Source organism: Nocardioides sp. Z35_8 (assembly GCF_059621125.1).
On the sequence record NZ_JCAQIE010000001.1, the window covers coordinates 944,532 to 965,201 of the forward strand.

19 protein-coding genes and 1 tRNA gene are annotated in these 20,670 nt (G+C 73.8%); 11 read left to right on the plus strand and 9 right to left on the minus strand.

Annotated elements, in window-relative coordinates; all coding sequences use genetic code 11:
• The first annotated feature begins 50 nt into the window (after window positions 1-50).
• The 8 genes from AC54T2_RS04540 (at window position 51) to AC54T2_RS04575 (ending at window position 8,081) form a co-directional block, all read left to right on the plus strand.
• Window positions 51-941 (plus strand): LysR family transcriptional regulator, encoded by an 891-nt coding sequence (locus AC54T2_RS04540; protein WP_186339718.1) that lies wholly within the window; start codon window positions 51-53, stop codon window positions 939-941.
• 272 nt (window positions 942-1,213) lie between these two features.
• On the plus strand, window positions 1,214-1,759 hold the full coding sequence (locus AC54T2_RS04545) for a hypothetical protein (protein ID WP_496665636.1): 546 nt from the start codon (window positions 1,214-1,216) through the stop codon (window positions 1,757-1,759).
• Between the two features lie 4 nt (window positions 1,760-1,763).
• Window positions 1,764-2,372, plus strand: a complete 609-nt coding sequence (locus AC54T2_RS04550; protein WP_496665637.1) for a signal peptidase I — start codon at window positions 1,764-1,766, stop codon at window positions 2,370-2,372.
• Window positions 2,373-2,484: 112 nt separating this feature from the next.
• A complete protein-coding gene (locus AC54T2_RS04555) occupies window positions 2,485-2,964 on the plus strand; it encodes a hypothetical protein (protein ID WP_186339721.1) in 480 nt (159 codons plus the stop codon).
• Window positions 2,965-3,285: 321 nt separating this feature from the next.
• Window positions 3,286-6,156, plus strand: a complete 2,871-nt coding sequence (locus AC54T2_RS04560) for a cation-translocating P-type ATPase (RefSeq protein ID WP_496665638.1) — start codon at window positions 3,286-3,288, stop codon at window positions 6,154-6,156.
• A 108-nt stretch (window positions 6,157-6,264) separates the two neighbouring features.
• The gene (locus tag AC54T2_RS04565) at window positions 6,265-6,510 is read left to right on the plus strand and encodes a hypothetical protein (RefSeq protein WP_496665639.1); all 246 of its coding nucleotides are present in this window, start codon (window positions 6,265-6,267) and stop codon (window positions 6,508-6,510) included.
• A 39-nt stretch (window positions 6,511-6,549) separates the two neighbouring features.
• Window positions 6,550-7,050, plus strand: coding sequence for a glutathione peroxidase (locus tag AC54T2_RS04570; RefSeq protein WP_186339724.1), 501 nt, complete (start codon window positions 6,550-6,552; stop codon window positions 7,048-7,050).
• Complete coding sequence (locus AC54T2_RS04575) at window positions 7,047-8,081, plus strand: right-handed parallel beta-helix repeat-containing protein (RefSeq protein ID WP_496665640.1); 1,035 nt, start codon at window positions 7,047-7,049, stop codon at window positions 8,079-8,081. The genes AC54T2_RS04570 and AC54T2_RS04575 overlap by 4 nt, the downstream gene beginning before the upstream one ends.
• Window positions 8,082-8,090: 9 nt before the next feature.
• On the opposite strand, the gene AC54T2_RS04580 is transcribed toward AC54T2_RS04575, so the two are convergent.
• From AC54T2_RS04580 to AC54T2_RS04595, 4 genes are all read right to left on the minus strand, one after another.
• The gene (locus AC54T2_RS04580; RefSeq protein ID WP_186339726.1) at window positions 8,091-9,356 is read right to left on the minus strand and encodes a glutathionylspermidine synthase family protein; all 1,266 of its coding nucleotides are present in this window, start codon (window positions 9,354-9,356) and stop codon (window positions 8,091-8,093) included.
• 18 nt (window positions 9,357-9,374) lie between these two features.
• Window positions 9,375-9,833: a DUF350 domain-containing protein gene (locus AC54T2_RS04585; RefSeq protein WP_186339727.1), complete on the minus strand. Its 459-nt coding sequence runs from the start codon at window positions 9,831-9,833 to the stop codon at window positions 9,375-9,377.
• Between the two features lie 71 nt (window positions 9,834-9,904).
• Window positions 9,905-10,288: a hypothetical protein gene (locus AC54T2_RS04590; RefSeq protein ID WP_186339728.1), complete on the minus strand. Its 384-nt coding sequence runs from the start codon at window positions 10,286-10,288 to the stop codon at window positions 9,905-9,907.
• The gene (locus tag AC54T2_RS04595) at window positions 10,285-10,857 is read right to left on the minus strand and encodes a potassium channel family protein (RefSeq protein ID WP_496665641.1); all 573 of its coding nucleotides are present in this window, start codon (window positions 10,855-10,857) and stop codon (window positions 10,285-10,287) included. Before AC54T2_RS04595 ends, AC54T2_RS04590 begins: the two co-directional genes overlap by 4 nt.
• A 154-nt stretch (window positions 10,858-11,011) precedes the next feature.
• On the opposite strand from AC54T2_RS04595, the gene AC54T2_RS04600 reads away from it, so the two are divergent.
• Window positions 11,012-12,391: an NAD-dependent malic enzyme gene (locus AC54T2_RS04600; RefSeq protein ID WP_186339729.1), complete on the plus strand. Its 1,380-nt coding sequence runs from the start codon at window positions 11,012-11,014 to the stop codon at window positions 12,389-12,391.
• A 248-nt stretch (window positions 12,392-12,639) separates the two neighbouring features.
• On the opposite strand, the gene AC54T2_RS04605 is transcribed toward AC54T2_RS04600, so the two are convergent.
• Window positions 12,640-14,811, minus strand: a complete 2,172-nt coding sequence (locus AC54T2_RS04605) for an MMPL family transporter (RefSeq protein WP_496665642.1) — start codon at window positions 14,809-14,811, stop codon at window positions 12,640-12,642.
• Between the two features lie 135 nt (window positions 14,812-14,946).
• Between AC54T2_RS04605 and AC54T2_RS04610 the strand changes: the two genes are divergently transcribed.
• Window positions 14,947-15,432 (plus strand): MarR family winged helix-turn-helix transcriptional regulator, encoded by a 486-nt coding sequence (locus tag AC54T2_RS04610; protein WP_241005272.1) that lies wholly within the window; start codon window positions 14,947-14,949, stop codon window positions 15,430-15,432.
• Window positions 15,433-15,459: 27 nt separating this feature from the next.
• Here AC54T2_RS04610 and ppgK read toward each other — a convergent pair whose 3' ends face one another.
• From ppgK to AC54T2_RS04630, 4 genes are all read right to left on the minus strand, one after another.
• Window positions 15,460-16,215 (minus strand): polyphosphate--glucose phosphotransferase, encoded by a 756-nt coding sequence (ppgK, locus tag AC54T2_RS04615; protein WP_186339730.1) that lies wholly within the window; start codon window positions 16,213-16,215, stop codon window positions 15,460-15,462.
• Between the two features lie 69 nt (window positions 16,216-16,284).
• On the minus strand, window positions 16,285-18,057 hold the full coding sequence (gene selB / locus AC54T2_RS04620) for a selenocysteine-specific translation elongation factor (protein ID WP_496665643.1): 1,773 nt from the start codon (window positions 18,055-18,057) through the stop codon (window positions 16,285-16,287).
• Window positions 18,057-19,397 (minus strand): L-seryl-tRNA(Sec) selenium transferase, encoded by a 1,341-nt coding sequence (gene selA / locus AC54T2_RS04625; RefSeq protein WP_496665644.1) that lies wholly within the window; start codon window positions 19,395-19,397, stop codon window positions 18,057-18,059. The genes selB and selA overlap by 1 nt, the downstream gene beginning before the upstream one ends.
• Window positions 19,398-19,431: 34 nt before the next feature.
• Window positions 19,432-19,526: transfer RNA gene (locus AC54T2_RS04630), tRNA-Sec, on the minus strand.
• 96 nt (window positions 19,527-19,622) lie between these two features.
• Between AC54T2_RS04630 and selD the strand changes: the two genes are divergently transcribed.
• Window positions 19,623-20,645: a selenide, water dikinase SelD gene (gene selD / locus AC54T2_RS04635; protein ID WP_496665645.1), complete on the plus strand. Its 1,023-nt coding sequence runs from the start codon at window positions 19,623-19,625 to the stop codon at window positions 20,643-20,645.
• Window positions 20,646-20,670: the final 25 nt, after the last annotated feature.

Genomic DNA, 20,670 nt, shown 5'->3' on the forward strand with positions numbered 1-20,670 from the left:
TCATGAAGCACCAGCGAACGATCGTTCACCTCACGCGGTAGCGTTCCTGCATGATCGATCTCGCCGCTCTCACCAGCCTGCGGGCCGTCGACACCCACGGGAGCGTCGCGGGCGCCGCGGACGCCCTCGGCTTCACGCCCAGTGCGGTGTCGCAGCAGGTGAAGCGACTGGAGAAGCAGACCGGGGTCGCGCTGCTCGAACGGGTCGGCCGAGGGGTGATGCTCACCGCGCACGGACGCCGCCTCGTCGACGACGGCTCGCGTCTCCTCACCGAGCTCGAGAGGATCGAGTCCGGGCTCCAGCGCGATGCCGGCCGAGTCACCGGCCGGCTGCGCGTCGCCGCGTTCTCGACGGCGATGCGCGGGCTGGTGGCCGCGTCGGTGCGCGACCTCCTCGACCGCCACCCGGAGCTGTCGCTGACGCTGACCGAGCGCGAGCCGTGGGACACCGTCGACCTCGTCGCCGCCGGTCAGCAGGACCTGGGCATCGTGCACCAGTGGGGCGACGTGCCCCTCCACCTGCCCGACCACCTCGTCAGCGTGACCATCGCCCGCGACGTCGCGGACGTGATCGTGCCGCGCGACCACCGCCTCGCCGGGCGTACCCGCGTCTCCCCGCGCGACCTCGTCGACGAGGCGTGGGTGGCCACGCCCGAGGGGTCGATCTGCCGGCAGTGGCTGCGGCGGATGTACGACGGCACCGGCCGCGCTCCCCGCATCGCCCACGTCGCGATGGAGTTCGACTCCCACCTCGCGCTCGTCGGGGCCGGGCTCGGGATCGCCCTCGTGCCGCGGCTCGGGCGGTCCGCGCTGCCCGACGACGTGGTCGCGGTGGCCGCGCACCGCCCGGTGCCGTCGCGCGAGATCACCGTCGTGCACCGCGCGTCGATGGCCGAGTCGCCCGCGGTCCGCGCAGTCGTCGACGCCCTCGGCGCCACCTGAGAGGCGACGCGGCGCCCGCGGGATGACCAACGTCACGCCCGCCGATATTGGGCGCTCGCTCGGCGGCCGTCAGAATTTTCTCGTCGCGCGAGCGTCCACGACGGCCGTCGGGTCGCGGCTCCGCCGCCCCGGTCGTGCAGTGCCCGCCCCCGGTCATGCCCGGCGGGAGGACCGCCTGCGAACCCGAGCGGGCGGTCGACGGGTCATGCCCGGACGTCCGGGCGCGCGCCGACCGTCATCCGGCGAACGCCGAACCGAAGAAAGGAGCAGACATGACTACGACCGACGTCGTAGCCGTTGACCAGGACCGCGACAAGCGCCGCCGCCGCGGAGCGATCGTCCGCTTCGCGCTGGCCAGCGTCGCCGTGCTGGGCGTCGGAGCGGCCCTGACCAGTGCCACGTGGACCGACGACGCATGGTTCGACGGCGGCGCGAGCGCCGTCGAGAGCGTCGAGCTGCAGGCCAGCGTCGACGGTGGCAACACCTGGTACGACGCAGACACGGAGAACCAGGCCGTGTCGATCCCTGCCGACGCGTTCAAGGACCTCAACCAGGGCGCCGACAAGACCGTCAGCCTGCAGCTGAAGAACGCCGGCAGCGTCCCGCTGACCCTCGGCAAGGGCGTCCTGACCACGGAGGGTGCCCTGTTCGAGGGGACCGCGCCGGCGACGGCCACCATCCACGACCCGTCGTCGTCCCAGCTCGACGCCGGTGCCACGGACACGGTGATCCTGCAGGTCACCACCCCTGACGACTGGCCCGAGGACTACCAGGGCACCGAGGGGACGATGACCCTGCAGTTCACCGGAGAGTCCTGACGAGATGGCGGGCCGCGCGGTGGCCGTGCGCGTCCTGCGCACGGCCGCTGACGTCCTCGTCTGGGGCCTCGCCGTCATCGGGGTCCTCAGCCTGGGGCTGTGGTGCGCGACCACGCTGGGTGTGATCAAGCCGCTCATCGTCGTCTCCGGGTCCATGGAGCCGGAGATCATGACCGGCGACCTGGTGGTCGCCACCCCGGTGCCGATCGAGGACGTCGAGGTCGGGGACGTGCTGTCCCTGCACAACGACGTCTCGGACCGGCTCGTCACGCACCGCGTCATCGACGTGGCGCAGCACGACGACGGGTCATGGCACGTCCGCATGCAGGGCGACGCCAACGACAGCCCGGACGCCGGGGAGTACGTCGTCACCGACGACACGGTGCTGTCCCCGCGCTGGCAGTTCGCTGGCGTGGGTGATGCCTGGCTGCGGCTGACGCAGCCGAGCGTCGCCGTGCCGCTCGTGATCGCGGTCGCGGCGATCCTCGCGCTCAGCCTGATGCCCCGCCCCGGCCCCGTCCCGGCGGGGAGGCGGCAGGACGCGGCACGCGACCCGCACGACGACGAGGCGACACGCGACCTGGTCGCCGCCTCGTCGCACGAGGCCCGCTAGGGCCCTGCTGGGCGCGGCCGGCGCAGGCCCGGCCGCGCCCAGTCCCACCCCTTGCCCTGCCGAGACCCTGCCGAGACCCCTGCCAACCTGATGAGAGAGAAGGAGCCACAGCATGACCTGGCCCGCCACGCGACGGCGTCTGCTCGCCGCGATGGGCACCCTCGTGGCGGTCGCCCTGATCGTCGCCACGACCGCGGACCGGACGGTCGCGGCGTGGAGTGACGGAGCGGTGTTCGCCACCCGGGCCACGTCCGGCACCTGGGCCACCGCCGGCGGCGACTCGTGCGAGGTGCTGGACAACGCCACCGGCGAGGTCGTCGGGACCTGCACCGTCGACGACGTGAGGTTCGACGCCGGGTGGGAGAACGGCACCAGGTTCTACGTGACCGTCGGTGGCTTCCAGCCGAGCAGCGACAGGGTGGCCCGGGTCAGCGTCGACCTGTCGGAGCACAGCTCCGACTGGGACTTCACCCGAGGATTCGCGCAGATGGACAGCGGCCAGGACGTCACCTGGTCGGCGCCCGTCATCACCTTCACGACCTACCCGTGGGGCGCCCCGCCCTTCAGCGGCACCTACAACCACCCCACCTGACACCCTGGCGCGCGGCCTGGGCACGCCGGCCGAGGCGCCGCTCACCCCCGACGAGGCGCTGGCCGTGCTCCGGCGGCTGTTCGGCGGCTACCTCGGCCTGGCTCCGGAGCCGCACCGCCCGTAGCCGGCGGCAGCGAGGTCGAGTCGGCGCATCCTGACCGCCCGAACCCGTCGAGTCGGCTCATCTTGGCGTCAGCCGTGTCAGGACGCGACGACTCGACAGACGATCCGCGTCCGTCCGGGGTGCGCCCCGAGGCGTCCGGCACGTCCGGGACGGCCGCCGGAGGCGCATGATGGACGGATGAGCCGAGTGGTGTCGTGATGCCGGAGCCGGTCGATCCGTCCCAGGTCGACGCCGAGGTGCTGCTCGGCCGGCTCGAGGTGGATCCGGCGACCGGCCTCTCGACCGAGGAGGCACAGCGCCGCCTGCGCCGCGACGGGCCCAACGAGCTGCGGGCCAAGAAGCCGGTCCCGACCTGGCGCAAGATCCTGGCGCAGTTCGAGGACCCGCTGGTCTACCTGCTGCTGGCCGCCATCGCGATCTCGACGATCTCGTGGTTCGTCGAGGGCGGCGAGGGGGTGCCGGTCGACGCCATCGTGATCGCCGCGATCGTGGTGATGAACGCGGTGCTCGGCTACACCCAGGAGGCCAGGGCCGAGGACGCCGTCGCGGCGTTGAGCACCATGACCGCGGCCTCCTCGACGGTGCTGCGCGACGGGCGGCTCGAGGTGGTGCCGTCGGCCGAGCTGGTGCGCGGCGACGTGCTCGTCCTCAACGAGGGCGACGCGGTGGGCGCCGACGGGCGACTGCTGAGCGCGACCGCGTTGCGCGTCCAGGAGGCGTCGCTGACCGGCGAGAGCGAGGCCGTCACGAAGTCCCCGGCCACGCTGGAGCAGCTCGTCCCCCTCGGTGACCGGGTGGACATGGTCTACAAGGGCACGGCCGTGGCGCAGGGCGTCGGTCGCGCCGTGGTCACCGGGGTGGGCATGTCGACCGAGGTCGGCGCGATCGCCGAGATGCTCGACGCGACCGTGGAGGAGCCCACCCCGCTGCAGACCGAGGTCGGCCGGATCGGCCGGATGCTCGGCATCATCGTGGTCGTCATCGCCGTCGTCGTGATGGCCGTGATCGTGGTGGTGCAGGGCGTCAGCACGGCGAGCGACTTCGTCGTCGTCCTGCTCCTCGGCGTGTCGCTCGCGGTCGCCGCGGTGCCCGAGGGCCTGCCCGCAATCCTGTCGGTCGTCCTGGCGATCGGCGTCCAGCGGATGGCGCGGCGCAACGCCGTGGTGAAGCGGCTCGACTCGGTCGAGGCCCTCGGCTCGGCGTCGGTGATCTGCACCGACAAGACCGGCACCCTGACCCGCAACGAGATGACGATCGAGCGCCTGGTCACGGCGTCGGGACGCGCGGACGTCAGCGGCGTGGGCTACCGCCCCGACGGGGCGGTGACGGCCGACGGCGGCGACCTGAGCGAGGCGCAACTCGCCGAGGCGCGGCTGCTGCTGGGCGCCGGCTCGCTCGCCAACAACGCCCAGCTGAGCGAGCGCGACGGCGAGTGGACCATCCAGGGCGACCCCACCGAGGCGGCGTTCCTGGTGGCCGCGCGCAAGCTCGAGGGCGTCACCGAGCGGTTGGAACGCTTCGAGCGCCGCACCGAGATCCCGTTCACCTCCGAGCGCAAGATGATGTCGACGCTGCACGAGGAGCGCCCCGACGGCACCCGCCTGCTGTTCAGCAAAGGGGCGCCTGACGTCCTGCTCGCCAACTGCACCCGCCAGCAGGTGGGTGCGACGACGGTCCCCCTCACCGACGCGGCCAGGGCCGAGCGCCTCGCCGAGGTCGAGGCCCTCTCGGGCGAGGCGTTCCGCACCCTCGGCGTCGCCTACCGCGTCGTCGACGACCCGGACGAGGCGCCGCCCGACGGATCGGCAGGCGCGGACGACCTCGACACGAGGCTGGAGCACGACCTCGTCTACGTCGGGGTGGTCGGCATCATCGACCCGCCGCGGGTCGAGGTGGCCGCGGCGATCGCCGAGGCGCACCGCGCCGGGATCAGGGTCATCATGATCACCGGCGACCACCCGACCACGGCTCGGCGCATCGCCACCGACCTCGGCATCGTCGGACCGGGCGCGCGGGCGGTGACCGGGGCCGAGCTCGACGGCCTCGAGGGCGACGCGCTGCGCGAGGTCATCCGGGAGGTGTCGGTCTACGCCCGGGTGGCGCCGCAGCACAAGCTCATGCTCGTCGACGCGCTGCAGGACGACGGGGAGATCGTGGCGATGACCGGCGACGGCGTCAACGACGCCCCGGCGCTGAAGTCGGCCGACATCGGGGTCGCGATGGGCATCACCGGCACCGAGGTGACCAAGGAGGCGTCGCGGATGATCCTGGCCGACGACAACTTCGCCACGATCGTCGCGGCCGTGCGGCAGGGCCGCGTCATCTTCGACAACATCAAGAAGTTCCTGCGCTACCTGCTGTCGTCCAACATGGGCGAGGTGCTCACCGTGTTCCTCGGTGTGGTCTTCGCCGGGATGCTCGGCCTCAGCGCGGCGAGCGACGAGGCGATCGTGCTGCCGCTGCTCGCCACGCAGATCCTCTGGATCAACCTGGTCACCGACTCCACGCCGGCGCTCGCCATGGGCGTCGACCCCGAGATCGACGACGTGATGGCCCGCCGGCCGCGCCGGCTGACCGAGCGGGCGATCGACGGGCGCATGTGGGGGGGCATCGTGACGGTCGGCCTGGTGATGGCGCTGGTGGCCCTCTTCGCGATCGACCTGTTCCTGCCCGGCGGCCTGGTCGAGGGCAGCGACACGTTCGAGGTCGCCCGGACGGCCGGCTTCACCACCCTGGTGCTGGCCCAGCTCTTCAACGCGCTCAACGCCCGCTCGGAGACCACCAGCGCGTTCCACGGCCTGTTCGCCAACCCGTGGCTGTGGGCGTCGATCGCGCTGGGCGCGGTCCTCCAGCTCGCCGTGGTGGAGGTGCCCTTCCTCCAGGTCGCCTTCGGCACCCACTCCCTCGACCTCGCCCACTGGGGCGCGTGCGTGGCCCTGGCGTCGGTGGTGCTCTGGTACGACGAGGTCCGCAAGGCGATCATCCGGGCGCGGTCCGCCTCGTCGCCCGCGGTCGAGGACGCACCGGCGGACCGGGTGGCGGGGGCGGCGTCGGGTCCGCGCAGGTAGCGGCGCACCACCAGCCGCTGCTGGTCGACCGGGGCAGACTGGCCACGTGGCCGAGCCGACCGACTCCCCGACCGATGCGGAGAAGTGGCTGGTCGTCGACGGCCGGCGGTGGCGGCGCACGGATCCCGCGATCCCGGCGGCCGAGCGCGAACGCCTGACCTCCCACCTCGGCAGGGGACGCGCGGGCGTCCGCTCGGCCCGGGGGGACGACGAGCTCGCGGCGACGCGACGGCGTACCCGCTGGCCAAGGTCGGCCTCGGCGAGCGCGGCACCCCGTGGTGGGAGCAGACCGACGCCGAGCGCCGTGAGCGGTGGGAGTCGGCGCTGGTGGAGCTCGACGCCCTCGACACCTGAGGGGAGCGGTCGTGCCGGCACCGCTGGCACACTCGGGCCATGACCACTCTCTCCGACTTCTCGGCCACCGCCATCGACGGCACCGACACCGATCTCGGCCAGTACGACGGCAAGGTGGTGCTGGTCGTCAACACCGCCTCCCAGTGCGGGCTGACCGGGCAGTACCAGGGCCTGCAGGAGCTGCAGGACACCTACGCCGACCAGGGCCTGGTCGTGCTGGGCTTCCCCTGCGACCAGTTCGGCCACCAGGAGCCCGGCGACGAGGCGGAGATCTCCGACTTCTGCGAGCGCAACTACGGCGTCACGTTCCCCATGTTCGCCAAGGTCGACGTCAACGGCGACGACGCGCACCCGCTCTTCGACTGGCTCAAGGCCTCCAAGGGCGGCCTGCTCGGCAGCAAGATCAAGTGGAACTTCACCAAGTTCCTCGTCGGCCGCGACGGCCACGTGATCGACCGCTTCGCCCCGCAGACCGAGCCCGAGAAGCTCGCCGGCGACATCGAGAAGGCCCTGCAGGACGCGCCCGGGCAGGCGTCGTGAGGCGCGCCGGCGTCGCCGCGGCGGTGCTCGCCGCAGTGGTGGTGCCGGCACCCCCGGCCACGGCGGACGCCCCCACGACCGGCGTCGCAGCCGCCCGGATCGAGGCGACGGCGACGGCGACGCGGGCCGCGGCGCGCGCCGACGTGGTCGTCGGCACGGGCACGCCGGCGTCGTGCACCTCGCGCGCCGTGGTCCGCGCGGTCGCGAAGGGCGGCGTGATCACGTTCGACTGCGGTCCGGCGCCGGTGACGATCGAGATGACTCGCACGGCCAAGGTGGTCAACACCTCGGCCCGCGTCGTCCTCGACGGCGGCGGCCTGGTCACCCTGAGCGGTGCGGGCCAGCGGCGGATCCTCTATATGAACACCTGCGACCGGGCGCAGGTCTGGACGACCTCGCACTGCAACGACCAGGCCGAGCCTCGGCTGGTGGTGAAGCGAATGAGCCTGGTCCGCGGCAGCAGCGTCGGGGAGTCGACCGACGGCGGGGGCGGCGGCGCGATCTTCGTGCGCGGCGGCCGGCTGCGGATCGTCGACTCGACCTTCGCCGACAACCGCTGCGACCGCACCGGTCCCGACGTCGGCGGCGCCGCGGTGCGCGTGCTCGACCAGCACCGCGACCGCCCGGTCGTCGTACGCCGCTCCACCTTCACCGGCGGACGCTGCAGCAACGGCTCGGCGCTGAGCAGCATCGGCGTCTCGTGGCGGATCAGCGGCTCGACGTTCACCGGCAACCGGGCGGTCGGCCGGGGCGCCAACCCGGCGCGGCCGGACACGCCCGGCGGCGGGTCGGGCGGGGCGGTCTACCTCGACGGCAACGACATCCACCTCACGGTGGACGACTCGACGATCAGCGGCAACCGGGCCCGCGAGGGAGGCGGGGCGATCTTCTTCGTCTCCAACGACCGCACCGGCACGTTGACCGTCCGCGGCTCGCGGCTCACCGACAACCCCAGCGACGGCTTCGAGACCCTGCCGGGCATCTTCTTCCTCGGCGCGAGCCGCACGATCACCGACTCGGTCGTGCGCTGACCCGGCGGCTCAGGCCGGCGTGGGCGCGTCCGGCCCGACGCGCTCGGCCAGCCACTGCGCCACCTGCTCCTCCGACGGCGCGAGGCCGTCGCTGATCACGTGGGGCGCCACGCGGGAGTAGTAGTCGGTGACCAGGTCGTCCGACTCCCGCACGAGCATCCCCGCGGCCTCGCCGTCGACGATCCACGACCCGAGCACCACGCGGTTGCCCTCGAAGCTCGGCAGCTCGGTGTAGGCCTGGTAGACCCAGCCCTCGGCGCCGTAGCCGCCGGGCATCACGACGTCCTCCAGCATGTCGTCGAGGTGGACGCGGATGTTGTCGCCCTCGCGCCCGTGCAGCGGCTTGGCGACCCAACGCTGGAGGTCGCGCGGCTCGTCGAAGTAGGCCGGCAGCAGCAGCCGGTGGCGGGGGAACAGCTCCCAGAGCACCGGCAGCAGCGCCTTGGTGCTGAGCAGCACCTTCCAGGCCGGCTCGATCCATCGCGTGGGCCGCGCCTCGGCCTGCTCGACGACGTGGCGGCCGAACGGCTCGGCCAGCATCTCCTCCCAGGCGTAGAGCTTGAAGGCGTTGCGCAGCGGCTCGTCGTGCACGTCGCGGTAGTCGCGGGTCTCGGGGTTCCAGCCGACCTCGGCCATCGGGTGCGCCATCGTCATCCAGCCGGCCTGGACGGCGGTGTCCATCAGGTAGTGGACCGTCATCTCCATCTCGCCGCCGTCGTAGGAGTCCTCCTCGCCGAGGTCGTAGAGGAAGTGCATCCGGTCGCCGTCGAAGTGTCCCGAGCGCCGCAGGGTGCGCCAGCCGGCGACGAGGCGGTCGTGGACGGAGTTCCACTGGTCCATCTCCGGCATCACGTCCTCCATCCAGTTCCACTGGATGATCCCGGTCTCGACGAGGCCGGTCGGGGTGTCGCCGTTGATCTCGAGCATCTTGATCGAGCCGTCCGCGCCGTAGGCCAGGTCGAAGCGGGCGTAGAGGGCGGGGTCGCCGGCCTCGATCGAGCGGCGTACGACGCCCAGCGAGCCGGGCGGCAGGCCGAGCCGCTCGTCGGTCATCGTCGTGGCCATGTGGGTGACGGCCTGCAGGCACATCGCCCACAGCTCCTCGGTGGCCGCCTCGAGGGCCTCCACCTCCTCCATCGTCACCTCGTACCAGGCGTCCTCGTTCCAGTAGGGAAGCTCGGAGCCGTCGGGCATCTTCGTGGTCGGGAAGACCAGGCCCTGCTCCACGACGGTGTCGCGCCAGCCCTCACGCGCCCGCGACCGGTGTCGCCACATCGGTGCGTGCCCCGCCGCTCAGGCGATGCTGGCGCACACGATGGCGCCGACGGAGAGGGCGACGGCGGCGGCGACGTGGGCCAGCGGGCGGACCGGCCCCGGGGCGGTGACGATGGAGCGCAGGTCGCCCGGCGTGATCGCCTCGACGGCGAAGAACATCAGCGTGTTGAGGGCGATGCCGACCACCCCGAAGCACACGGTCCAGGCCAGGGCCCAACCGAGCGAGGTCTCCCCGTTGGTCCAGATCGCGGTGAACAGCACCGCCGCGTTGGACACCAGCCACGCGGAGGTGACCAGGCCGGCGCCCTTGGAGTGGGCGTGCACCGACTCGTTGCCGTTCTCGTCGACCCCGCGCAGGTGGGTCCCGAGGTGGCCCGGGGTCGCCAGGTCGAGGACGTAGTAGGCCGCGACGAGCATCGCGCCGCCCACGAGGGCGTACGCGACGGCGTGGAGCAGGGCGTCGATCAGGTCGGTCACGGGTGTCTCCTGGGAGCGGGGCTGTCGGGCTGTCGGGGCGGTGGATGGTGGGTGGGTGGTGGGGGCTCGGCTCAGCCGAAGCCGCGGGAGCTGCCGCCGAAGCCGCCCTTGGTGGTGGCGGACTTGACGCTGGAGCCGCCGGTGGTCGGCAGGCCGCCGCGCTGCACCGTGCCGTTGAGCGAGCTGCCGCTGAAGGTGCCGCCCGTCGTCGTCTGGCCGACCGCCGGGATCCGCGAGCTGGCGCCGAGGTAGTACCAGAAGAAGCCGGAGCCGCCGCCGTTGTAGTCGGAGTCGTCGTCGCACTGGTCGTCGGCGACGCGCTCCTTGGTGTCGGGGTCGACGCACACCGCGGCGTAGTCGGCGCTCGAGGAGCACCCGGTCAGCGTGCTCGCCATCAGCGCGGTGATGCCGAGCGAGATGCTGGTCGAGCGCATGCGGCGCGCGGGCGTGGTCATCGGAGGCCTCCGGGCGGGTCCTGGACGTCGTTCTTGTCGGTGAACATCGCAAGCATCTGCTCGGCGACGTCGGTGGTGGCCGCGTCGGCGGCCTCGTGCTCGGCGAGCCGCTGCTCGAGCCACTCGCGGCCGTGCTGCGCCTCGAGCGAGGCGAGGGTGAGGTGCTCGAGCCGGTCGATCCGCTCGTGGACGTCCTCGAGCACCGTCGCCACGGCGAGCGACTCCTTGTCGAAGACGAGGTTGGCGATCACGTGGCCGATGGCGATGGGCACCAGGACGAGCATCGAGACGATGAGGACCGCCCCGACGGCACGCCCGGCGGTGGACGCGGGATAGAAGTCGCCGTAGCCGACGGTCGAGCCGGTCACGACGCCCCACCAGAGACCCTCGATCGGCCCCTTGCCCTCGAGCAGGGCGTAGACCAGCGAGCAGGCCACCCAGATCCCGAGGACGACCAGGACCAGCAGGTGCGGCGCGTTGACCAGCCCGCGGACGGGTCGCGACACGAACCCGAGCCGGCTCGCGATGGCCCGGTCGGCACCATCGACACCCGTGGCCCCCTCGGCCATGCGCACCCCCCGGTCTCCCGCGCCGTCGCGGCGACTATAGGGCCTCCCCGGCGCCTGAGCGGCCAAACCCCCCGGGACCGCGCGGGTGTCCACGTGGCGAGCCCAGGACGCCGCCGACTTGCCGGTAACCCCGCCGGGGCGGGAGGGTCTGGGCATGGCAGCAACCGCGTCGTCGTACTCGATCACCATGCGGTTGTACACCGCAGCCGACCACAGTGTCGTCGGCTCCGTCGCCACCACGATCGCCCGCAACGGCGGGGTGGTCACCGCGATCGACGTCGCGGAGTCGCGCCACGACCGCCTCACCGTCGACGTGACCTGCTCGGCCTCCGACGCGACGCACTCCCAGGAGGTCGTCGCCGCGGTGGCCGAGGTGGAGGGCGTGCGGGTCCACAAGGTCAGCGACCGCACCTTCCTGCTGCACCTCGGCGGCAAGATCTCCGTCGAGTCCAAGGTGCCGCTGCGCACCCGCGACGACCTCTCGATGGCCTACACGCCCGGAGTGGGGCGGGTGTCGATGGCGATCCACGACAACCCCGAGGACGTCCGCAAGCTGACCATCAAGGGCAACTCGGTCGCGGTGGTCACCGACGGCTCCGCCGTCCTCGGCCTCGGCAACATCGGCCCCGGTGCGGCGATGCCGGTGATGGAGGGCAAGGCCGCGCTGTTCAAGCGCTTCGCCGACATCGACGCCTGGCCGATCTGCCTGGCCAGCCAGGACACCGACGAGATCGTGCGGGCCGTCGAGATGATCGCCCCCGGCTTCGGCGGCATCAACCTCGAGGACATCGCGGCGCCGCGCTGCTTCGAGATCGAGGCCCGGCTGCGGGAGTCGCTCGACATCCCGGTGTTCCACGACGACCAGCACGGCACCGCGATCGTCGTCCTCGCCGCGCTGACCAACGCGCTGCGCTGCGTGGACAAGGAGCTCGCCGACGTGCGGATCGTGGTGTCCGGCGGCGGGGCCGCAGGCACCGCCATCGTGACCCTGCTGCTCGCCGCCGGCGCGCGCGACGTGGTCGTGGTCGACCGCGCGGGTGCGCTCGCCGCCGGCGACGAGTCGCTGTCCGCGTCCCACGCCGAGCTGGCCGCGGCGACCAACCCCCGTCGCGCCCGCGGGTCGCTGCGCGAGGTCCTCGTCGACGCCGACGTCTTCATCGGCGTCTCCGCCCCGGGCATCCTCGACCCGGAGTGGATCCCGACGATGGCGCCCAAGCCGGTGGTCTTCGCGCTGGCCAACCCCGACCCGGAGGTCGACCCGGCCGAGGCCGACCGCTACGCCGCCGTCGTGGCGTCCGGCCGCTCCGACTACCCCAACCAGATCAACAACGTGCTGGCCTTCCCCGGCGTCTTCCGCGGCCTCCTCGACGCCGGCGCCGACGAGGTCACCACCGACATGCTGCTCCGCGCGGCCCAGGCCATCGCCGACACCGTCAGCGCCGAGGAGCTGCACGCGGCGTTCATCATCCCGAGCGTCTTCCACCCCGACGTCACCAAGCGCGTCGCCTCGGCGATCAGCGGCCGCGAGGCCTGAGCCCGGGCGGCGTACGCTGCGGCGTCGTACGCGCCGGGCGGGGGCGCCGGGCGCGGGGGGCCGGGCGCGGGGGGCCGGGCGCGGGCGCGTGGTGCGGCGCGTGACATAACCGCCCTCTTGGTGGGGGAGTCCGACACTTCGTGGGGGTCGCAACGGCCTCCAGGTGTCGGAGTCCCCGCTCGAGCGGGGACTCCGACGATCCGCTCGAGCGGGGACTCCGACACGGAGCGAGCCGGAAGAGCGCCCGGTCAGGCGGTCACCTTGCGGGGCCACCAGAACTTGTCGCCCAGGGTGAGGGCGAGGGCGGGCACCAGCACGGTGCGGACGACCAGGGTGTCGAGCAGCACGCCGACGCAGATGATCGCGCCGAGCTGGGCGAGCACGACCAGCGGCAGCACGCCGAGCACCGCGAAGACCGCGGCGAGCAGGATGCCCGCGCTGGTGATCACGCCGCCGGTGGCCGTCAGCGCGCGCAGCATCCCGGTGCGGGTGCCGTGCTCGCGCGCCTCCTCCCGGGCCCGGGTGACGAGGAAGATGTTGTAGTCGACGCCCAGCGCGACGAGGAACAGGAACGCCAGGAGTGGCACCCCGGTGTCCATCGCGTCGAAGTCGAACACCGTCCGGAAGAGCCACCACGAGGCGCCCATGCTGGCCGCGTAGGTCGCGACGACGGTGGCGACGAGCAGCAGCGGGGCCACGATCGAGCGCAGCAGCAGGAGCAGCGCGCCCAGCACCAGCAGCAGGATCAGCGGCAGGATGAGCAGCCGGTCGCTCGCGGCGTAGTCGCTGGCGTCGATGGCCTCGGCGTCGCCGCCGCCCACGTAGGTGTCGTCGAAGTCGGCCACCGTGTCGCGCAGCGTGAGCACGATGTCGCGGGTGTCGTCGCTGCCCGGTGCGGCGTCGGGGACGGCGTCGATGCGGGCGATCCCGTCGGCGTCGTTGGTGATGCGCGCGGAGTCGACACCGTCGACCTCCTCGACGGCCGCGAGCACCTTGTCGGGCTCGTCGCGGGTGATGACCTGGACCGGGTCGCTCGTGCCCGCCGGGAACGACTCGCCGAGCCGCTCGGCGGCCGAGATCGCCTCGGGTCGCTGCAGGAACTGGTCGGCCGGGTCGAGACCCGTGGTGATGGACGCCGTGCCGGTGGCCAGCACCGCGAGGCCCGCGATGGTGGCGACGACGAAGGTGCGCGGGCGCCGCGAGACGGCCCGGCCCACGCGGAACCAGAAGCCGCGGGAGTCGACCAGCACCTCGTCGCCCACGTGCGGGACGCGCGGCCAGAACACCCACCGGCCGAACAGCACCAGCGCCGCCGGCAGCACCACCAAGGCGAACGTCGCCGCGATCAGGACGCCGACCGCACACGCGAGGCCGAGGCCGCGGGTGGTGGGGACGGCCGACAGCAGCAGCGTCAGCAGGCCGAGCACGACCGTGGTGGCGCTCGAGAGCACGGCCTCGAACGTCCGGCTGAGCGCGCGCGCCATCGCCAGGTGGCGTGAGTCGGTGGTCTTGAGCTCGTCGCGGTAGCGAGATATCAGCAGCAGGGCGTAGTCGGTGCCGGCTCCGAAGACGAGAACGCTGAGGATGCCGACCGTGGACTCGTCCCACGCGAAGCCCGCCACCTCGAGCACGTTGGTGGACGCGATCGCGGCGAAGCGGTCGGCGACGCCGACCACGGTCAGCGGGATCACCCAGAGCACGGGGCTGCGGTAGGTGATGATCAGCAGGATCGCGACGACGCCCGCCGTCGCGGCCAGGAGCCGGATGTCGGCGCCGTCGAAGACCTGACCGATGTCGGCCTGGATGCCCGCGGGGCCGGTGACCTGGACCTCGACGCCGTCTGGGGCGTCCGCGCGCAGCTGCTCGCGCAGCTCCTCGACGCTGTCGATGTTGTCGGTGGCGGAGCTCGCGGACACGGGCAGGGCGAGGAGCGCCGCGGTGCCGTCCTCGGCGACCACGACGGGCGACTGCTCGCCCTCGCCGCCGGGCGGTCCGCCGCCGGTGCCGCCCTGGGTCCCGTCGGGACCGCCCTGGCCGCCGCCTTGAGCACCGTCCTGGCCGCCACCCTGGGCACCGTCGGGCGCGCCCTGGGCGTCCTCACCACCGCCGGCCTCCGACAGCAGCGCCACCGCCTGCTTGGTCAGCTCGCCCTGCGTGGCGCGGTCGAGCTCGCCGGACTCCGCGGTCCACAGCACGATGGCCACCTGGCCCTCGTCGTCGGGCAGTTGGTCCTCGAGCTCGACGGCGTAGGTGCTGTCGGCCCCGACGGGGAGCTGGTCGACGGGGGTGGTGTCGCGCTCGCCCTCGGGGACGAAGGCGATCGCGGCCAGCGCCATCAGGATCGGGACGAGGGCGAACAGCCAGGCGAGCCTGGGCCCGGTGATCGCCCGCGCGAGGGCAGGAGGGCGGTGGGAGGTCACGAGGGTCTCCAAGGTGTGGACGGGACGTCAGGCGAGAAGTCTAGGAAAGATGGTTGCTAAGAAGGTTACTTATCAAGTTATAGGTAGTATCATGGAGAGGCAAGCCAACGGACACGACGGGGAGGTCGACACTCGGTGACGGACGCGGAGGCACCCCCCACGACGCCGCGCTGGATCGGCCGGGGCAACGAGAGCGCGCGTCCCGCGACCCTCATGGCCCTGCGCGACCTGATCGCGGTCGGCAGCCGGGTCAACCACGTCGTGTCGCGGCGTGCCGGGTTCAGCGAGTCGGAGCTGGTCGCGCTCGACCACCTCAGCCGCGAGCAGATCGGGCCCGCGGAGGTCGCGCGCCGGCTCGAGGTGTCGACCGCCGCGGCCACGGGCATCGTCGACCGGCTGGTCTCCCGCGGGCACGTCGAGCGTCGCCCCCACGAGGGCGACCGCAGGCGCACCGAGCTGCACATCACCGACTCCGGGCGCACGGAGGTGATCGGGCACCTGATGCCGATGTTCCGCGCCCTCGACGAGCACGACTCCCGGTTCACCGACGAGGAGAAGGCGGTCGTCGAGCGCTACCTGCGCGGCGCGACGGAGGCCTTCGAGCGGGCGCTCGAGCCCTGAGCCGTCTGCGGTCGGCTCGGGCCCGGTTCAGTCCTCGACGCCGGCGAGGCGGTGTGCGACCAGCGCGGCGCCCACGATGCCGGCGCGGTTCTGCAGCGTGGCCGGGACCATCTCGGTGTCGACCTCGATGAGGTGGCCGAACTTGTCCCACGACTTGCTCACGCCGCCGCCGATCACGAAGAGGTCGGGGGAGAAGAGCCGCTCGACGTGGCGGAAGTAGGCGGTGAGCCGCTTCCCCCACTCCTCCCAGCTCAGCCCTTCGCGCTCGCGGGCGCTGGTGGCGGTCGTCGACTCGGCCACGGCCCCGCCGAGCTCGAGGTGGCCGAGCTCGGAGTTGGGCACGAGCTGACCGTCCCAGATCATGGCCGAGCCGATGCCGGTGCCGAGCGTGATGACCATGACCAGCCCGCTTCGGCCCTTCGCGGCGCCGTACTCCGACTCGGCGAGCCCGGCGGCGTCGGCGTCGTTGACCACGTGCACCTCGCGACCGAGGGCCTCGGTGAAGATCGCGTCGGCGTCCTGGCCGATCCACGACTTGTCGATGTTGGCGGCCGAGTGGACCACGCCGCGGCGCACGATGCCCGGCACCGTCACGCCCACGGGCCGCGTGGAGACGTCGAAGTTGTCGATGATCTGCCCGAAGACCGCCGCGACCGCCTGCGGGGTGGCCGGCCGCGGGGTGTCGATGCGCACCCGGTCGTGGGCGAAGTCGCCGACCTCGAGGTCGACCGGGGCGCCCTTGATGCCGGTGCCGCCGAAGTCGATGCCGAAGGGATGCTCCATGGCCACCAACCTATCGTCAGCGTCGACCGGGTGTGACCGGCGCAACACCGGCGAGACGGCACGACGGGTTCATCCCTCGACCCCGGGGACGGCGACCTGGCGCCGGTCGTCGGCGAGCCTGCGGGTCAGCCCGGACCGGTCGAGCCGGTCGAGCAGCGGGAGCACCACCCGCCGCGACGTGCCCAGCTCCTGGCGCGCAGCGCTGGTGGTGAAGGGCTGCTCGAGCCGCGCGAGCCGGGCGGCCGCGTCGCGGTCGGCCCCGGGCAGCAGCACCAGGCCCGGTGCCACCCGCCACAACAGGCCGGCGCGCTCGGCCGCACCGAGGGCGCGGTCGTCGAGGCCGAGCTCGCGCAGCCGGTCGGCCGTCGGGGCGGCGAAGGGCTCGGTCGCGAGCTCGCCGCGTACGACGTCGACGGCCGCGGCCACCGCCGCCGGGAGTCCCGACCCGGGGGAGCGGACCCGCCCGCCGACGACCTGCAGCGGCGGGCGTATGAGCGGGGCGACGAGCTGCGGGTCGGGCAGGCGGAGTCGGTCGGCCAGCACGGTGAGCGGCACGTCGGGGTCGAGCGGATGGGCGCGGGCATGCTCCTCCACGAGCCCGGGCAGCCGTTGGGCGAGGGTGGCGGCGAGCGCGCGGCTGACCAGCCACGGCCCGGCCTCGAGGTGGTCGCCGGCGGCGGGGTCGACGCCGATGCGCCGCAGCCGGTCGCGGCGGGCCAGGCCGCGGCGGGCGAGCTCGTCGGCGAGCCGCGGGGTGCCGTCGGCGCCGGCGAGCTGCGCCGCACGTCGTGCCGATGCGCCGCGCCGGCGCAACCGCGGCGGGTCGGGGTCGAGCACGTCCACGCGCCACAGCGCTCGGCGTCCGGGGTCGCGCAGCACCATCCGGTCGCCGACGCGCAGCGGCAGCGGCCGCTCGAGCGTCAGCCGGGCGATGCCGTCGGCGGCGTCGCCGAGCGGGCGGTGGCGCACGGCGACGTCGGCCGCCCCGACGTGCAGCTGCGGCGAGAGCGGCGGGCCCGCGTCGTGGTCGTCGCCCCGGAGCCGTACGTCGACCACCTCGGTGTGGTGCCACGCCGCCGGGGTGGTCAGCGGGGTCCCGCGCCCGATGCCGGCGACGTCGCCGGTGAGGTTGAGCGCCACCCGGGCGGTGCCGCTGACCGCCTCGGCGTCGCGGCCGAGGGCCTGCACCCCGCGGACTCGCACCGTGCGCTCGCCGTGGGACAGCGTGTCGCCCACCCGCACGGTGCCGGCGGGCAGGGTGCCGGTGACCACGGTGCCGGCGCCCCGCACGGTGAACCGCCGGTCCACCCAGAGACGTACGTCGGCCGCCGGGTCCGGGACGGGCAGCCGCGCCAGCATCGTCGCGAGCGCGGCACGGAGCTCGTCGAGGCCGTTGCCGGTGCGACCGCTGACCGCCACGACCGGCGCCCCGATCAGGCTGGTGCGCCCGACCTCCGCGGCGGCGCGGGCCATGGCCGGCGCGGGGTCGGCCAGGTCGCTGCGGGTGACCGCGACGACGCCGTGGGCGACGCCGAGGGCGTCGAGGGCGGCGAGGTGCTCGGCCGACTGCGGCATCCAGGGGTCGTCGGCCGCCACCACCAGCAGCGCGGCCGGGACCGGGCCGACGCCGGCGAGCATGGTGGTGAGGAACCGCTCGTGCCCCGGGACGTCGACGAACGCGACGTCGCCCGCGCCGGGCCACGCCGTCCACGCGTAGCCGAGCTCGATGGTGAGCCCGCGCCGCTGCTCCTCGGCGAGCCGGTCGGGGTCGGTGCCGGTGAGCGCGCGCACCAGGGTGGACTTGCCGTGGTCGACGTGACCAGCCGTGGCGATGACGTGCATCAGGGTCGGTCCGCGCCCGCCACGCGGCGTACGGCGTCGGCGAGCGCGGTGTCGTCGGCCGGGTCGAGCGCGAGCAGGTCGAGCAGCAGCCGGCCACGCACCGTCCTGCCGAGCACCGGCGGGTCGCCGGCGCGCAGCGGTGCCGCGAGGCGCTCGGGCAGCGAGATCGCCGCGCTCGGCAGCTCGACGCCCGGCGCGCCGCCGCCGCCGACGGCTCCGGCGGAGTCGACGACCTCGGCATCGAGCGCGGCGACCACGTCGGCGGGCCAGGCGGCGACGACCGCCTGCGCACGTGCCCGGAGGTCGCCGGCCGAGCGGCCCAGGGCGGCCGGCACGGGGGGCAGCGGACCGGCGAGCGTGGCCTCCAGCGCGGCCAGGGTGAGCTTGTCGACGCGCAGGGCCCGGGCGAACGGGTCGCGCCGCAGCCGCTCGACCAGGCCAGCCTCGCCGAGGAGCAGGCCGGCCTGCGGGCCGCCGAGGAGCTTGTCGCCGGACGCGGTGACGAGGTCGGCGCCCGCGCGCAGCGCCCCGGCGGCGTCGGGCTCGTCGGGGAGCCGGGGGTGGTGCGCCAGCAGGCCCGAGCCGATGTCGACGACGAGCGGGACCCGGCGTCCCGCGTGGGTGATCCCGGCGAGCTCGCGGGCCGGCACCGAGGAGGCGAACCCGGTGACCGCGAAGTTGGAGGGGTGCACCTTGAGCACGAACGCGGTCGTGTCGTCCACGGCCGAGGTGTAGTCGCGCAGGTGGACGCGGTTGGTGGTGCCGACCTCGCGCAGCCGGGCTCCGACCGACTCCATCAGCTCGGGGATCCGGAAGCCGTCGCCGATCTCGACCAGCTCGCCGCGCGCGATCACCACGGTGTCGCGCCCGTCGTCGCCGCGCGCCAGCACCCGGGTGACCAGGGCGAGGGCCGCCGCACCGTTGTTGACCACGTGCACGCCGCCCGCGTCGGGAACGGCGGCGCCGAGGGCGTCCAGCGCACGGCGTCCGCGGCGGCCGCGGCGACCGGTGGCGAGGTCGAGCTCGACGTCGGTGGCGCCGGCGGCGGTGCGCACCGCCTCGACGGCCGCCTCCGACAGCGGCGCGCGGCCGAGGTTGGTGTGCACGACGACCCCGGTCGCGTTGAGCACCCGCCGCAGGCTCGACGCCGACTCGGGCAGCGACGCCACCGCGACGTCGGCGACGTCCTCGGGAGCGACGTCGCCCGCCCGGCACTGCTCCTGCGCGCGGGCCACCGCCTGCTTGACCAGGCCGGGCCCCAGCCGCCCGGCGGCGGCGACCAGGCGCTCGTCGGCGAGCACCTGGTCGGTGCGGGGCGTGGCCCGCCGCGGATCCGGCACCCGCCCCTCCTCGTCCGACGACCCGGCTCACGTGTGGCGGAGGCGGACGGGAATCGAACCCGCCCGACCCAGCTGCTGGGTCGCAACGGTTTTGAGGACCGCGTCCGTCACCAGACGAGAACCGCCTCCGCGCGCCACCCTAGTCCGGTCCTCGCGGCCGCGCCCACGGTCCGCACGCCGGGCACGTGCTCGCGGCCCTGACCCGGCCGTGCCTAGATTGGCCGGGTGACCCAGCGCGCGAGCACGTCCGACCCGGCAATCCGCCTCACCCAGTACGCCTCCGGCGGCGGCTGTGCGTGCAAGGTCCCGCCCGGCGAGCTCGAGCGGGTGCTCAGCGGGCTGGGCCGGGGCCGGGCCTCGGGCGACCTGCTGGTCGGTCTCGACCACGGCGACGACGCGGCCGCCGTGCGCATCGACCCCGCTCCCGACGGCACCGGGCGCGCGATCATCGCGACCGCCGACTTCTTCACCCCGGTCGTCGACGACCCCTACGCCTTCGGCCGCATCGCCGCGACCAACGCGATGTCCGACGTGTGGGCGATGGGCGGCACGCCCGTGGTCGCGGTCAACCTCCTCGGCTGGCCGCGCGACCGGATCCCGTTCGACGTGGCCGCGGAGGTGCTGCGCGGCGGTGACGACGCGTGCACCGAGGCGGGCGCGTTCCTGGCCGGCGGGCACAGCATCGACGACCCGGAGCCGAAGTACGGGCTCGCCGTCACCGGTCTCGCCGACCCCGAGCGGCTGCTGCGCAACGACGCGGCGCAGCCGGGCATGCCGCTGACCCTGACCAAGCCGTTGGGCCTCGGCGTGCTCAACAACCGGCACAAGTCGACCGGCGAGTGGTTCGAGGAGGCCGTCGCGGTGATGACGCAGCTCAACCGCGACGCCAGCCGGGCCGCCGTCGACGCCGGCCTGCGGGCGGCGACCGACGTGACCGGCTTCGGCCTGCTGGGCCACCTGATGAAGATGATGCGCGCGAGCGGCACCACGGCCGTCATCGACGCGGCCGCCGTGCCCTACGTCGACGGGGCGCGCGCCTCGCTCGCCGACGGGTACGTCCCGGGCGGGAGCCGGCGCAACCTCGACTGGGTGCGGCCCCACCTCGACGCCTCGGTCGACGAGGACGAGCTGGTGCTGCTCGCCGACGCCCAGACGTCCGGCGGCCTCCTCGTGGTGGGCGAGCTTCCCGGGCACCCGGTGGTGGGCGAGGTCGTGGCCGCGGGCGAGCGCGCGGTGGTCGTGCGCTGACCACCCTCGGGGTGGTGGACGGCCC

Bases quoted from the DNA above. Each gene is read 5' to 3' on its own strand.
- AC54T2_RS04540 (WP_186339718.1), top strand. From the start codon at position 51: ATGATCGATCTCGCCGCTCTCACCAGCCTGCGGGCCGTCGACACCCAC.
- AC54T2_RS04545 (WP_496665636.1), top strand. From the start codon at position 1,214: ATGACTACGACCGACGTCGTAGCCGTTGACCAGGACCGCGACAAGCGC.
- AC54T2_RS04550 (WP_496665637.1), top strand. From the start codon at position 1,764: ATGGCGGGCCGCGCGGTGGCCGTGCGCGTCCTGCGCACGGCCGCTGAC.
- AC54T2_RS04555 (WP_186339721.1), top strand. From the start codon at position 2,485: ATGACCTGGCCCGCCACGCGACGGCGTCTGCTCGCCGCGATGGGCACC.
- AC54T2_RS04560 (WP_496665638.1), top strand. From the start codon at position 3,286: ATGCCGGAGCCGGTCGATCCGTCCCAGGTCGACGCCGAGGTGCTGCTC.
- AC54T2_RS04570 (WP_186339724.1), top strand. From the start codon at position 6,550: ATGACCACTCTCTCCGACTTCTCGGCCACCGCCATCGACGGCACCGAC.
- AC54T2_RS04580 (WP_186339726.1), bottom strand. From the start codon at position 9,356: ATGTGGCGACACCGGTCGCGGGCGCGTGAGGGCTGGCGCGACACCGTC.
- AC54T2_RS04590 (WP_186339728.1), bottom strand. From the start codon at position 10,288: ATGACCACGCCCGCGCGCCGCATGCGCTCGACCAGCATCTCGCTCGGC.
- AC54T2_RS04595 (WP_496665641.1), bottom strand. From the start codon at position 10,857: ATGGCCGAGGGGGCCACGGGTGTCGATGGTGCCGACCGGGCCATCGCG.
- AC54T2_RS04600 (WP_186339729.1), top strand. From the start codon at position 11,012: ATGGCAGCAACCGCGTCGTCGTACTCGATCACCATGCGGTTGTACACC.
- ppgK (WP_186339730.1), bottom strand. From the start codon at position 16,215: ATGGAGCATCCCTTCGGCATCGACTTCGGCGGCACCGGCATCAAGGGC.
- selB (WP_496665643.1), bottom strand. From the start codon at position 18,057: ATGCACGTCATCGCCACGGCTGGTCACGTCGACCACGGCAAGTCCACC.